The organism is Lentzea xerophila (assembly GCF_051094245.1).
Classification (GTDB): Bacteria; Actinomycetota; Actinomycetes; order Mycobacteriales; family Pseudonocardiaceae; genus Lentzea; species Lentzea xerophila.
Window position 1 is genome coordinate 3272728 of sequence record NZ_CP194934.1, and the last position, 13315, is coordinate 3286042.

11 protein-coding genes are annotated in these 13315 nt (G+C 70.2%); 4 read left to right on the plus strand and 7 right to left on the minus strand.

The features are described from left to right. Positions 1-17 precede the first annotated feature (17 nt). From ACRSBM_RS15710 to eccD, 6 genes are all read right to left on the minus strand, one after another. Positions 18-2279 carry a hypothetical protein gene (locus ACRSBM_RS15710; protein WP_434444126.1) on the minus strand — a complete coding sequence of 754 codons (2262 nt, stop codon included), beginning with the start codon at positions 2277-2279 and terminating at the stop codon, positions 18-20. Between the two features lie 27 nt (positions 2280-2306). Beyond that, a complete protein-coding gene (locus ACRSBM_RS15715; RefSeq protein ID WP_434444127.1) occupies positions 2307-2789 on the minus strand; it encodes a hypothetical protein in 483 nt (160 codons plus the stop codon). Positions 2790-2868: 79 nt separating this feature from the next. Further along, a complete protein-coding gene (locus tag ACRSBM_RS15720; RefSeq protein ID WP_434444128.1) occupies positions 2869-3159 on the minus strand; it encodes a WXG100 family type VII secretion target in 291 nt (96 codons plus the stop codon). A gap of 38 nt (positions 3160-3197) precedes the next feature. Then, positions 3198-3494: a hypothetical protein gene (locus ACRSBM_RS15725; RefSeq protein WP_434444129.1), complete on the minus strand. Its 297-nt coding sequence runs from the start codon at positions 3492-3494 to the stop codon at positions 3198-3200. Positions 3495-3524: 30 nt separating this feature from the next. Further along, entirely contained in the window at positions 3525-4856 is a 1332-nt protein-coding gene (eccB, locus tag ACRSBM_RS15730; RefSeq protein WP_434444130.1) for a type VII secretion protein EccB, read from the minus strand. Positions 4857-4911: 55 nt separating this feature from the next. Further along, entirely contained in the window at positions 4912-6321 is a 1410-nt protein-coding gene (eccD, locus tag ACRSBM_RS15735; RefSeq protein WP_434444131.1) for a type VII secretion integral membrane protein EccD, read from the minus strand. A 118-nt stretch (positions 6322-6439) separates the two neighbouring features. On the opposite strand from eccD, the gene eccCa reads away from it, so the two are divergent. From eccCa to ACRSBM_RS15750, 3 genes are all read left to right on the plus strand, one after another. Next, positions 6440-10384, plus strand: coding sequence for a type VII secretion protein EccCa (gene eccCa, locus ACRSBM_RS15740; RefSeq protein ID WP_434444132.1), 3945 nt, complete (start codon positions 6440-6442; stop codon positions 10382-10384). A 5-nt stretch (positions 10385-10389) separates the two neighbouring features. Beyond that, positions 10390-11538: a S8 family serine peptidase gene (locus ACRSBM_RS15745; RefSeq protein ID WP_434453092.1), complete on the plus strand. Its 1149-nt coding sequence runs from the start codon at positions 10390-10392 to the stop codon at positions 11536-11538. Positions 11539-11643: 105 nt separating this feature from the next. Next, on the plus strand, positions 11644-12147 hold the full coding sequence (locus tag ACRSBM_RS15750; RefSeq protein ID WP_434444133.1) for a sigma-70 family RNA polymerase sigma factor: 504 nt from the start codon (positions 11644-11646) through the stop codon (positions 12145-12147). A gap of 199 nt (positions 12148-12346) precedes the next feature. On the opposite strand, the gene ACRSBM_RS15755 is transcribed toward ACRSBM_RS15750, so the two are convergent. Further along, positions 12347-12475, minus strand: a complete 129-nt coding sequence (locus ACRSBM_RS15755; protein ID WP_434444134.1) for a hypothetical protein — start codon at positions 12473-12475, stop codon at positions 12347-12349. 515 nt (positions 12476-12990) lie between these two features. On the opposite strand from ACRSBM_RS15755, the gene ACRSBM_RS15760 reads away from it, so the two are divergent. Continuing rightward, positions 12991-13263 (plus strand): DUF5988 family protein, encoded by a 273-nt coding sequence (locus tag ACRSBM_RS15760; RefSeq protein WP_434444135.1) that lies wholly within the window; start codon positions 12991-12993, stop codon positions 13261-13263. Positions 13264-13315: the final 52 nt, after the last annotated feature.

Sequence of the window (13315 nt, forward strand, 5' to 3'; positions counted from 1 at the left end):
TTTGCCGGTGGCGGGACTCAGGTCGTGGAGCCGGACTCCGCGCTGCGCTGTTCGGAGGTCCGCTCGCGCGGAGCGGTGGTCCTGCGTGCCGCGGTGGAACGGAGGTGAACGTGGCTCGGTGCCACCTGCTCGTCGTCCTCGACCCCGGAGTCGGGCAGACCGATGACGCCGATGCCGGCCCCGCCGTCCGTGCCCCACACCTCCTCGTCCTCGGACAACCAGGTCTGACGTTCGCGTTCCTGCTGGTTGTTGTTGCCGTTCTGGGCGCCCATCCCGCCCATGCCGCCCATCATCGGCGGCATGAACGGCATCCCCGTCCTGTTGTCATCACGGCCGGGGACCGCCGCGGGGTTCGCACCCGCGCCGGAAGAGTCGCTGGAGGCACGCCCAGCCCAGTCGGCCCAGCCGTCCCCGGCGTTCTGGCCGAACGCCGCGCTGCCCGTTCCCGTCGTGCCGGAGTCGGCCGCGCCGAACCCGGCGCCCCCGAACTCGCCACTGCCCGAGACGCCGGGCGGGCTGGTGCCGGGCATCGTCGGCAGATCGGAGGGCGACACGCCGTCCGGCAGGTCGGAGAGTGAGGAGCCAGGCGACGCACCTGGCCCGAAGCCGATGTCCCCGAAGGCCGGCCCCGGCGGGACGACGCCGGGCTCGCCGCCCGGTGGCTGGTTCACGCTGCCGTGAGCATCCGGTGCCCATCCTTCGCCGTCAGGCCCGGCATCGCTGCCGAGACTGCCGGGAGGGGGCAACTCCGGGAACGGCGGCGGTGTGAAACCTCCGGAGCCGTCGGCGGTGTCCCCGGCGCCCTTGCGGTCGCTGGAACCACGGCTCCCCGGGGAGCCCAGTCCGGGCAGGCCGCCGCCGAGTCCCACCACGCCGGGTAGGCCGCCGGACCCGAACGAGCCGTCACCGGAGCCGGGCAGGTCGTCGAGCCCGTCGGCGATGTCGGACCCGCCGGGTACGTCCGCGGTACCGCCGGAGCCGAAACCGCCGCCGCCGAAGCCGTCGTCGAGTCCTGACAGGTCGATGCCGCCGGGACCCGACCCGTTGGGCGGGGGACCGGCGCTGCCGGGGCCGTCATCGGCGAGCTTGGTGAAGATCTTGGGAGGCGGAGGGCCTCCGCCGTCGGCGCCGCCGTCGCCATCGAAACCCGGTGGCGGCTTGCTGATCGTGAACGTGGGTGGTGGGACGATGCCCGGCGGTGGTGGGGCGCCGCCACCGCCGCCGGGGATGTTCGGCGGAGGACTGCCGATGGTCGGTGGCGGGTTGGTCTTCAGATCGTCGAGCGACTGGTAGGTGGTGGTGTATGCCTGGGAGAGCAAGGACATCTGCGTGCGGGCCTTGGCGTCGAGCTTCTGCAGCTCGGTGCGCAGGTAGGTGCTCATCGCCGCGTTGACGGAGTCCCAGAACGCCGCGGTCGTGAGGTCACCGGAGATGGGAGGGAAGCCGGCAGGCAGCGGTTTCATGCCACTGTAGGTGGCCCCGCCCTCGTAGAGGCGCAGCCTTTGCTTGATGTGCGCCTCGCGTTCCGTCTGGCTGCCGAGGTCGTCGAGGACGTAGGTATAGGGACCGGTATGGCCCTTGTACGCGACGGACAGGCCCTGAGTTGCGATGTAGTCGCGGATGTTGGCGAAGATCGCCGTACTTGCGTTGTGCGCCTGTGTGAGCAGGAACTGGTCGTGCTCCGCCCAGCTGGAGGCCATTCTCTGACCGAAGATCGACAGTGCCGCCGCCGAGTCGTGCATCGCTTGCGGCACGGCGGGTCTGCGGTCTTCCATGATCTGGCCACGGATGTCGTCGAACGTGAACGCGAGCCTTCGCAGGTTGACCTGGATGGCGTACGCCGCCTTGCCCTTGAAACCGGAGTCGTCGCTCTCCAGACCCTTCACCCAGGCGTTCGTCGACGCCAGGCTCTCGGTCAGCCAGGTGACGTAGGCGTTGGAGACGTGTTTGGCGTCCCACAACCGCTGGACGTCCATCAGCCCGGTCTTGGCGGAGAACATCGGATACGTGAGCTTGTCCATTTCCCTCACCAGGCCGGCCCAGTTGAGGAAGGCCGAGGTGTTGACGTCCACGCCGAAGTAGTACTTGTCCCAGGCGCGGTAATGCATGTGGTTTTGCGGTCCAGGGGCAGCCGCGAACTTGAACCAGGCGTGCTCGCCGCTACTCGCGGTGTCGAGGTGCTGGTGCAGGTCGACACCTTGCCCGGACACAGCGAAGAGGATCTGCTCGAACGTCGCTCCGGAGTAGTCCCCGGTCCCGGGGAGAGTAGGCGGTGCCACGGTCCGCTCCTTTCTGTTTCGCCGCTGTTACTTGGATCCGCCACCGGCGCCGCCGGCGCCCGCACCGCCGACGCCGGCGCCACCCGCACCGCCGACGCCGCCGACGCCGCCGACGCCGCCGACGCCGCCGACGCCGCCGACGCCGCCGCTGAAGCCGCCCCCCGCGTTGAAGTCCGGGTACTCGGCGACGAACCGGCTGATGTCGTAGGTGGCGAGGTCGTCGGTCTCCTTGAAAACGGTCTTGGCCGCGACGAGCGCGTTGCGGAACTTCACGATCGCCTGGCGGAGCAGCTCGTTCTGCTGCTCGACCGAACCGCCGAACTCCCTGCCCTTGGCGACGAGGTTCTTCGCCGCTTCCCAGTGCTGCGTGCCCGGCTGGAGGGTCAGGTCGGAGTTGAGCAGCGTGGTTCCGTGCTTGGTGGCCTTGAACAGCAACCCCTGCTCGAGCTCGTCCATCGCCTTGATGAGCCGGTTGTACTTCTCCTCGTCGAACGTGATCTTCTCTGCCATGGTGCGACCTCTGCTGTTGTTGGTTGGGGCAGGAGAGGAGGCATCGGATGTCCGATGTGGACATCCGATGCCGGCCGCGTCAGCTCATCATGATCCTCGCGCCGGCGTTGTCGCCGTCCGTGAAGATCTGGTGCACGTTGATCGAGCTCATCGTGCTCACGTTGAGCTTGGTCTTCATCTCCTCGTAGGCCGCGTTCCAGTTTCGCTGCAGCTCGAGCCAGATCGGCGTCGCCTTGCTGTCGGTGGCCGCCGAGATGCCGGCCAGCGCGCCGTTGATCTCGTTGATGATCTCGCCCACGTTGTTCACGTGGCGGAGCAGCTGTTCGTTGACCTCGAGGTAACCGTTGTTGTTGATGTCGAACTGGCTCATTGGCCGGACGTCCTTTCGGAGTTGCGGTCGGGGAAGGATCAGCGGACGGTGTTGGCCGCACTGTCGGTGTCGGCGTTGACCGAGCGGTTCTGGTTGAGCAGCGCGTTGGCCTTCTCGTTGAGCGTCCTCAGGTCGTTGGACACGCGGGTGAAGCCCGAGTTGAAGTCGCCGAGAGCACCGGCGAGCTTGACACCCGAAGCCGAGTTGTTGACGACGGACATCTGGCCGGCGAGACCCAGGACCTGACCGTTCACGTGGCCCATCTTGTCGAGCGCCGCGTGCGTGGCGTTGATGATCGAGATGAAGACCGAGTCCTCGTAGGCGAAACGACTCACAGGTGTTCTCCTTGCAACGGTGGGAATCTGTCAGGTGATGCGGTCCAGGACAGGTCCGGTCGGCAGCAGGGCCAGCAGGTCCGCGGGGACCGGCTGGGCCGACTCGACCGGTAGTCCCAGTGCCGTGGCGGCATCACTGCTCGCCACGGGGAACTTGGCACCGGTTTCGGTGATCAGGTACAGACCGGCTCCCGGTACTCCGGGTGCGGGCCGGGTGCGCGCGAGCACGCCCGCGCCGGGGGCGATCTCCACCCGGTCGGCGACTCGGTCGTCGCGGGTGATGCCGGGCGGGTCGGCGCCTCGGCCGGGGCCACTCGGCAGTGGCGCGGTCACCAGCGTCGCCCTGTCGTCGGCCCACCGCACGCAGGGGGCCTGCTCCGTGGTGTTCATCGGTGATGGCGGAGCCGGCGGCAGTCGCGCCTGCCACTCGGGTGCCGGCAGCACCGGCTGTTCGGCGAGCTGCGCGGGCGTGATCTCCAGCTGTGGCGTACTTTTCGCGGCCGGGTCCGCGGCGGCGAGTGCGGCCACCGTGGGCGTCACCGGCACGAGACCGGCCGGCGCGACCACGTAGGCCGTGTCGCCGACCGCGTCGGGCACGGTGACCAGTTGCCCGGCGGTGGTCGGCATGCCGCCGACGACCGGCCCCTGGCCGCCGCGCTCCAGCTTGAGGGCACCGAGATCCGGTCCCGCCGAAAGCGCGTTGAGCCACGCGGGATCGACCTCCCGCGCGGTGTCCGGGTCGAGTCCCAGTGCGCGTGGTGCCCAGGTGGCGGTCACCCGGAACCTGCGGTCGCGCCACACCATGTGCAGGTCGCCTCCGGCCCGGACGAGCACGGCCTGCGGCCCCGCCGCCGACCATCCGGGGACCTCGCCCACGGTCAGCGTCAGGACGGTGCGGTCCTGCTGTGTTCCGGCGCACACGGTCCAGGCCTGCGGGGCCGACCGCGACGGCATCGAGTCCGGTGCGCCCGGAATGCCGATCGCGGTGCCCTGCGACGTCCCGCCGAGGTCCCGCGTGCGCACCTTCGCGACCTTCATGCCGCTGCCGAGCAACAGGCGCGCGGACGCGAAGTTGAGCACCGGCCGCAGCCGGTTGTCGATGAACAGGTAGCGGTTGCCGGTGTCCTCGTCGACGACGAGGGTGCCCGGTTCACGCCATTTGGTGCTGCCCCTGCCCGAAAGAAGCGTCACCACCAGGACGATCGCGATCACCACGCAGCCGACCACGACACCGCTCAGCAGTCCGACGGACGTCCGCCGCAACGGCCGCTCGGCGGAGTCGGGATCGGCGCGCAACACCGCGGAGACGAGCCTGTCGACCAGAAACGAGTGCGCCTGGACCTGGTCACGCCTTCCGTACACGGGTACCTCCTTCCGGATCTCTCACCAAAGCCACGTGCCGGCGGGCCGGCAGGGTTCACGCGATCGCGTTCGCGGCGGCGCCGTACACGTCACACAGGGAAAGCGCCAGCGGGATAACGGCCAGTGCGCACGCCCAGTGCGCGATGTCGCCCCAGCGGCCCCAGCGCGGCACCAGCTTCCGCCCCGGCAACAGGTGTGCGCCCGCGAGCGCCGCGAACGACAGCGCCAGCAGTCCTAAGAGGATGGTCGCCCACCAGGCGACGTGCAGCCGTGCGGCCCAGGTGCACGCCAGCACGGCGAGGCCGGTCGCCGCGGGGAACAGCACCGAAAGCCGGTGCCACGTACCGGTGAGCTCCCGCGCGTGCAGCAGCAGGAGCAGGGAGGCGGCACCGGTGAACGCCGCGCTGTCCCAAGCCGCTTCGAGTCCCACGACGGCGAGTCCTGTCGCGGTGAGCACGCCCAAGGCAGCGAGGAACGCCGTCAGCAACGCGTCCGCACGGGTGGCGCGGTCCAGCACGTCACCGCTGGGCAGCGGGTCGAGACCCTGCTGGAACTCCTCGGCGTTCGTGGGAACCGCCTCGATGACGAGCCCCGAGGCCCTGGCGGCCGCGGTGGGAGCTACCTTCGTCAGCAGTAGTGCCACCGTCACCACGATCGACGACGACGCGACCGCGCCGAAACCGGCGAACGCCACGACCGCTCCACCTGCCGCGGTGAGCACACCGGCCGCTGCCAGCGACGTGAACGCGGGGACCGGCGTGCGCAGCAGGGCCCTGGCGGCCGCGGCGGCCACGGCGATCGCGACGCCTGCCGAGAAGACGCCGGGTCCGCTGAACCAGTGTTCAGGTCGAGCACCGCCCATCGGCACCGCGAGGCCCGCGACCGCCGCCGCGAACATCGCCACCGCGGCGAGCACGACAGCGGAGGTCCTGTCGTCCAGCACCCGGCTCACCGCGGCGGCGGCCGCGAGCAGGGCGACGGCCAGACCGGCCGCGCCGGACACCGCCGCCCATCCGGAACCGGCCAGCGCGGCGACCGGTACGGCGGTCGCCGCGCACAAGCCCATCGCGGCCACGCACGCGCGGCGAGTCAGCGCCGGCCGCCACTTGTCCTCCTGTTTGGACAGTGCGGTGTGGACACCGTCGACGAGGTCGTCGAAGTCCACCAGCGGCAGCAACTCGTCGCGCGGGCGTAGGTGCAGCACGTCGCCGTCGTAGAGACCGGCTGCAGCGGTGCCGTGGTCCTCGTCGAGCGGGGGCTCACCGAGTCGTTGCAGCACCCAGCCTCCGTGCGGGAGGCCGGTGGTCGCCAGCGCCGGATCGAGGTGACCCAGCACGGTGGGCATGAGATCGGCGAGTGGTACGTGGGCGGGGACGGCGAGCTCCACCTGCGAGGCAGGCCCACAGATCGTGAGCCTGCACATCTCACCGGAGCTCGTGGCCGCCTTGGTCTGAATCGTGGCCATGCTCTGACCACGGTGTGGCGCCCGCGAAAGGTTCGTGGGTCACCGAGTGAACCCTCAGCAGGGGTGACGCCCGTGTAGGGCGTGGAGGCCGGACACCCGACCGGAGGAGCCCACCCACATGACGACGACGTTGTTCCGCAGGCAGGCACGTGAGCAACCGCCGGAGATGCCCGGCGGTGAGCTGTCGCTGCAGGAACCGCCCGTGCTGCCCGAAAGCGTCGGCGGGGGGCTCGGCTCGGCGCTGATCATGTTGCCGATGACCATCGGCGGCGCGGTCATGATGCTGGTGATGATCGGGCCCAGCAACCCCGCGATGGGCATGGGCATGGCGGGCATGATGGCCCTGATGGCGGTCGTCATGGTCGTCAGCCAGGCGGGTCGTGGTGGTGCCGAACGCCGGCAGCGCCTGCACGGGGAACGGCGTGACTACCTCCGCTATCTCGGGCAGACCCGCAAGCAGGTGCGGTCGGTGGCCGACCGCCAGCGGACGGCCCTCGCCTGGCGGCACCCCGATCCGGCGGGACTGTGGTCGGTGGCCATGACGAACCGCCTGTGGGAGCGGCGCGCGGCGCACGCCGACTTCGCGGAGATCCGCATGGGCGTGGGTCCCCAGCGGCTGGCGATGACCATGAGTCCGCTCAGCACCAAACCGGTCGCGGACCTGGAGCCGCTGTCCGCCCGTGCGCTGCGCCGCTTCATCAACGCCTACACGACCCTCGCCAACCAGCCGACGGCGTTGTTCCTGCGCGGCTTCGCCCAGGTCAGGTTCTCCGGCGACGAGGACGCGATCCGTGGCCTGGTGCGGTCGATGCTCGCGCAGCTGGTGACCTTCCACTCGCCAGAGGACCTCAGGATCGCGGTGTGCGCCGGCGCGGAGCAGGCCGGCACGTGGGACTGGGTGAAGTGGCTGCCGCACGCACAGCACCCGACCGAGCAGGACGGAGCCGGTCAGGTGCGGTTGCTCGCCGACGGAGTGGACGGCTTGACCGAGCTGCTGGACACCGAGCTCGGTGGGCGGGCGCGGTTCGAACCCGGCGCGGCGCCGAGCAGCGAGGAACCGTTCGTGGTGGTCGTCCTCGACGGCGTCGAGGCCCCGGCGGAGTCCCGCCTCGCCGGTGCCGGCTACCGCAACGTCGTGGTGCTGGACGTGTCCGGTCACCTCGGCGTGTCGGGCGGCAAAGCGCGGCTGCGCCTCGAAGTCGCTCCCGATCAGGTCCACATGATCCGCGTCGACCGCACCGGCCAGCAGGTGCGCAACGCGCTGTGCGTCCCGGACCGGCTGAGCACGGCGAAGGCGACGGCGCTGGCCAGGGTGATCTCCCCGTACCGGCTCGGCGGCACCACCGAGGTCTCCGAACCGATGGTCGTCGACTTCGACCTGCCGCGACTGCTCGGCGTCACCGATCTCGACGAGCTCGATCCGCGCACGCTCTGGCGCACGGAGTTCGACGCCGACCGGCTGCGCATTCCGCTCGGCATCGCGGAGGACGGCTCGAAGGTCGAGCTGGACATCAAGGAGTCCGCACAGGGCGGCATGGGACCGCACGGCCTGTTGATCGGCGCCACCGGCTCCGGCAAGAGCGAACTCCTGCGCACGCTCGTGCTGGGTCTGGCGATGACGCACTCGTCCGAGATCCTGAACTTCGTGCTGGTCGACTTCAAGGGCGGTGCCACGTTCCTGGGGCTCGACCGGCTGCCGCACACTTCCGCGGTCATCACCAACCTCGCCGACGAAGCGCCGTTGGTGACTCGTATGCAGGACGCACTGCACGGCGAGATGGTGCGCAGGCAGGAGCTGCTGCGGTCCGCCGGCAACTACAGTTCGTTGCTCGACTACGAGCGCGCGCGGCAGTCCGGCACGCCGCTGGATCCGCTGCCGACGCTGTTCGTGATCGTGGACGAGTTCAGCGAACTGCTGGCCGCGAACCCGGATTTCGCGGAACTGTTCGTGATGATCGGGCGGTTGGGCCGCTCGTTGGGCGTGCATCTGCTGCTGGCCAGTCAGCGCATCGAGGACGGCCGCATGCACAAGCTCGAGAGTCACCTCTCCTACCGGATCGGCCTGCGCACGTTCTCGGCGATGGAGAGCCGCTCGGTGATCGGCGTGCCGGACGCCTACCAGCTGCCGAGTGCGCCGGGAAACGGCTATCTGCGCAGCGATGTGGCCACTTTGGTGCGCTTCAAGGCGGCCTACGTGTCGGGCAAGCACCGTCGCCGCACCGCCGAGCAACGGCAGGAGGAGGTGCGCAGGCAGGTGGTGCCGTTCGGCGCCGCCAGGATGCCTCTGCCGGCCGCGCCCGAGCAGGAGCCCGCACAGAACCTGACAGAGACCAACGAGTCCGTTCTGGACGTGGCGGTGGACCGGTTGCTGGGGCAGGGACCGCCCGCGCACCAGGTGTGGTTGCCGCCGTTGGACACGCCGCCGGCACTGGACCAGCTGCTCCCTCCACTGGAGCCGGATCCGGACCTCGGGCTGTCGGCGGTGGGCCTGCCCTCGCGCGGCGGCCTCGTGGTGCCGGTCGGTGTGGTGGACAAGCCGTTCGAGCAGATGCGGGACCTGCACCTGGTCGACCTGTCCGGAGCCGGTGGCCACGTCGGTATCGCGGGTGGCCCGCAAGCCGGCAAGAGCACGTTGCTCCGGACGCTGATCACCACCCTCGCCGTCACGCACACGCCGGCCGAGGTGCAGTTCTACTGCCTGGACTTCGGTGGCGGCAGCCTGTCCGCGCTGGAGGGCCTGCCGCACGTCGGCGGTGTCGCCTCGCGGATGCAGGCCGAGCGCGTGGCCCGCACCATCGCCGAGGTGCAAGCGGTGCTCGCGCACCGCGAGCAGGTGTTCACGGAGCACGGCGTCGAAGGCATGGGCGCCTACCGGGCCCGTCGCGCCGGCGGTGAGTTCACCGACGATCCCCACGGCGACGTGTTCCTCGTCGTGGACGGATGGGGATCATTGCGCGCCGACTTCGAACAACACGATCAGACGATCCGCGAACTTGCTCAGCGCGGACTCTCCTATGGCGTGCATCTGGTGCTCACCGCCAACAGGTGGTCCGACATCCACAGCGCCTTGCGCGACCAGCTGGGTACCCGGCTCGAACTGAGGCTGGGCGACGCGATCGACTCGGTGATCGACATGCGCAAGGCGGCCCAGGTGCCGAAGGCGCCCGGCCGCGGTCTCACGGCGGAGAAACTGCACTTTCTCGGCGCGGTGCCCCGCGTCGACGGACATGCGGGCATCGACGGGCTCGCCGAAGCCACCCGTGACCTCGTGCAGGCGGTCGCGGAGAGCTGGCAGGGCGACCGGGCGCCGGCGGTGCGGATGTTGCCGTCGGTGCTGCCCGCGGCGGAACTGCCAGAGCCCATGCGAGGACCGAGGGTGGCGCTCGGCGCGGGCGAACTGGACCTGCAGCCCGTCTGGCACGACTTCGGGGAGAAACCGCACCTCACCGTGGTGGGCGACAGCGGCAGCGGCAAGACCGCGGTGTTGCGGCTCATCGCGGCCGCCGTGCCGAAGATCTACACGCCGGAGCAGGCCCAGGTGGTCGTCGTGGACCCCCGCCGTTCGATGCTGGAAAGCGTTCCGGAGGAGTACCGGCGTGGCGTGGCGGTGTCCGGTGCGGCCGGGGCCGAGGTGATCCGCCCGGTGGTGGAGGAGCTGAAGGCCAGGGTTCCCGGTCCGGACATCGCGCCGAGCAGGCTGCGGGAGCGGGACTGGTGGTCGGGTCCGGAGATCTTCGTGATGGTGGACGACTACGACCTGCTCGTGGGTTCTCTCGGTGGTCCGCTCGACTCGCTGGTCGAGTTGTTGCCCCAGGCGGGTGACATCGGGCTGCACGTCGTGCTGGCCCGCGCCGCCGCCGGGTCGAGCAGGACCGCGATGGACTCCGTCGTGCGCAGGCTCCAGGAGTCGAACACGCCGGACCTCGCGTTGTCGATGCCGCCCAACGAGATGCCACTGCTCAACGGCGGCAGGGGAAGGCAGCTGCCGCCGGGGCGCGGCATGTTGGTGACCCGGCGCGACGTCACGGGGCTGCAGATCGGGTGGCTGGAGGAGACGTCGTGACGAAGATGGCGGGTGTCGCCGTGGTGATCGCGTTGCTCACGACGCCGGCATGGGTGGCGGCGCCCGCGGCTGCGGCCCAGAACTGCGCGGCCGCCGAGGAGAAGGTCGTGGAGTCCGAGTCGTGGGCCCAGCGCCGGATGGCGGCGTCCCGGGCCTGGTCACTGGCCGAGGGGGCGGTGAGGGTCGCGGTGGTCGGCACGGGGGTGAGTGCGCAGGCGCCCGCGCTCGCCGGCGCCGTGCTGCGCGGCACCGACCTCGCCAATGGCGCCGGCGACAGCGACTGCTCGGGCCACGGGACGTTCCTGGCCGGGCTGCTGGCCGCGAGGCCGGTGGAGGGGAGCGCTTTCACCGGTGTCGCGCCCGCCGCCGAGGTGTTGCCCGTGAAAGTGACCGACAACCCCGCCAACGTCGACCCGGCGAGGCTCGCGAGGGGCGTCCGGGCCGCTGTGGACGGTGGCGCTCGGGTCATCGCCGTGGGCGTGGTGACCGCGGTGGACGACCAGGCGCTGCGGGCGGCGGTCGCCGACGCGGTGGCGCGCGACGTTGTCGTCGTCGCGCCCGCGGCAGTGCCGAAGGAGGGGGAGCGCGCCTATCCCGCGGCCCTTCCCGGCGTGCTGGCGGTCGCACCTGTGGGACCCGGCGGCGGCGACGCCAAGGGCTCGCTCGGCGCCGATCCCACCCTGGCCGCTCCCGCGGAGCAACTCGTGGGCATCGCGCCGAGCGGTGCCGGCCATCGGACGGGCTCGGCGCCGGAACTCGCGGTGGCGTTCGTCGCCGGTGCGGCGGCGCTGGTCCGCGACTACCACGACGCGCTGCCCGCGTCCGGAGTGGCGGAACGTCTGCTCGCCACGGCCGACCGACCGGCAGGCCCCGTGCCGAATCCCTTGGTGGGACACGGCATCGTGGACCCGGTGGCCGCCGTCACGACGGTGCTCGCCGCGGGGGAGTCCGAGAAAAGCCCTGCCGCCGTGGAACGACTGGTCGTACCGATGCCGGCGCAGGTGGATCCCGGCCCTGCCCGCCGTGCGATGTGGTTCGTGGGCATTCTCGTCGCCGGGGTCGCTCTGCTGGGTGGCCGCGCCGCACTGATCGCACTCGGCCGCCACCAGCGGACTGGGGAAAACCCTACCCCCGCGGCGGGGGAGTCCCCCTGAAGCCGGGGGGATCGCCCTGGACGGCAGGAGGGGTAGTCCTACTGATTTCCGCGCCGGGAACCGTGATCCTTTCCTCACCGCAGAAACATACGGGAGGGAAGAGAAATGTCGGCGATGGAAGCCATCATCAAGACCCACGGGCCTGGGTTGCTGTCCTATGCCGCGCGACTCACCCGCGGTGATTTCCATCGGGCCGAAGACGCCGTCCAGGAAACCTGGATCCGCGCGCTGCGCAACATCGACCGCCTCACCGACGACCTGGGTTCGGTCCGCGGCTGGCTGATGCGCGTGGTGCACAACATCGTCGTCGACCAGTACCGCAGCCGTCAGGTCCGGCCGAACGAGGTCGAGCTGACCGACTACGACCCGACCAGCATCGCCGAACGCAGCGACGAGGTGATCGAACGCATGGTCGTGGACAAGGCACTCGACGTGCTGCCCTCGTTGTACCGGCGCACGGTGGTCGAGGTGTACTTCGCCGACCGGACCGCCGCGGGTGCCGCGGACGTCCTGCAGGTGCCCGTCGGCACCGTGAAGAGCAGGGTGCACAAGGCGCTGCGGGTCCTGCGCACCTCCCTGCCGGAGTCCGGCCTGCTCGATGCCGCCTGACGCGGCAACCACCGGTGGAAGGGAAGTCAGATGACGCAGACCCATTCTGGTACCGGAGCGGGCCGTGTTCGAGCCCGCACCGCACCTCCGGCTGAAATGATTATGAGCGGGCCGACCTGGGCGCTGTACGTGGACGGCGTGATCACGTCGCTGCCCCTCGTGGACGAGGACGTCGAGGACGAATCGGCTCGACCTCCGGTCAGTCCACTCCCCGCACGATGACGGGTTCGAACATTTCCGGTTCCTCGAACCACCACGTCCGGAAGGGACGGAAGAAATCGCCGGCAGCGCGCGTGTCCGTGTTGATGTCGTCGTTCCGTTGTTCCACAGCTCCTCCTTCGCCGTGATTCATGCCGATGCGGGCGACGGTACGTGCGGGCAGGTGTGACGGCTATCGCATATCCCGCAGGCCGGGACGGACCGGTTGACCGGATGAGAACGCGGTGCAGGCACCTGTCCTGCACCGCGTTGTTGTTGCTGGGCAAGAAGAGTTCACGGTGAGTGCGGCTGCATCGGGAAGTAGCCGGCCGCACGGAACTAGGGCCTGTGTCGAAGGCCATGTCCGCGATAGCCGGGCCTGAGGCGGCCCCTGGCGGCACGGCCGGACGACCCACATACAACACCGGTATGCGGCCCGTCCGGCCGCACCACCAGAAACCACCTCAGGCGCGACTCTCATCGAACGGGACTTCGACACAGGCCCTAGTGCTCCGCATCCGCGGCTGCGGTTTTCCACAGTGTGCCGGCGGCCGGAGTGACTCACGCTCGTGGTGGTTGAGCGAAGGGACGTGCGACACATCGGTCCGACCGGCCCTCTGCCGCCCAACGGATGGAGCACCGTCAATGCACGCAGCGAGAACCAACGCGGAGTCGCGGGTCCAGCGCCGGGATCTGCGGCCGAACGCCTACCTGGACGTCGCCGCCGAGGATTTCCGCCGGACCAGGTTGCCGCTCACGATCCGGGAGTTGTACGTCGAGAACCCGGACGTGCCGCTGCGCCTGCAGTGGAAAGGCGGATGGGAGCACTTCGAGCCCACGACCGGCCTGCACCTGTCGGCCGACGGTCGCAACCTTCGAGTGATGAAGTTCCTCCGCCGCACCGAAACCGCCGACTGAACCCCCCGCTCGCCGGACCCTGACGGTGCTCGACTCGCCGGCGCCGGTTCGA

Bases quoted from the DNA above. Each gene is read 5' to 3' on its own strand.
- ACRSBM_RS15715 (WP_434444127.1), bottom strand. From the start codon at position 2,789: ATGGCAGAGAAGATCACGTTCGACGAGGAGAAGTACAACCGGCTCATC.
- ACRSBM_RS15720 (WP_434444128.1), bottom strand. From the start codon at position 3,159: ATGAGCCAGTTCGACATCAACAACAACGGTTACCTCGAGGTCAACGAA.
- eccD (WP_434444131.1), bottom strand. From the start codon at position 6,321: ATGGCCACGATTCAGACCAAGGCGGCCACGAGCTCCGGTGAGATGTGC.
- eccCa (WP_434444132.1), top strand. From the start codon at position 6,440: ATGACGACGACGTTGTTCCGCAGGCAGGCACGTGAGCAACCGCCGGAG.
- ACRSBM_RS15745 (WP_434453092.1), top strand. From the start codon at position 10,390: ATGGCGGGTGTCGCCGTGGTGATCGCGTTGCTCACGACGCCGGCATGG.
- ACRSBM_RS15750 (WP_434444133.1), top strand. From the start codon at position 11,644: ATGTCGGCGATGGAAGCCATCATCAAGACCCACGGGCCTGGGTTGCTG.
- ACRSBM_RS15760 (WP_434444135.1), top strand. From the start codon at position 12,991: ATGCACGCAGCGAGAACCAACGCGGAGTCGCGGGTCCAGCGCCGGGAT.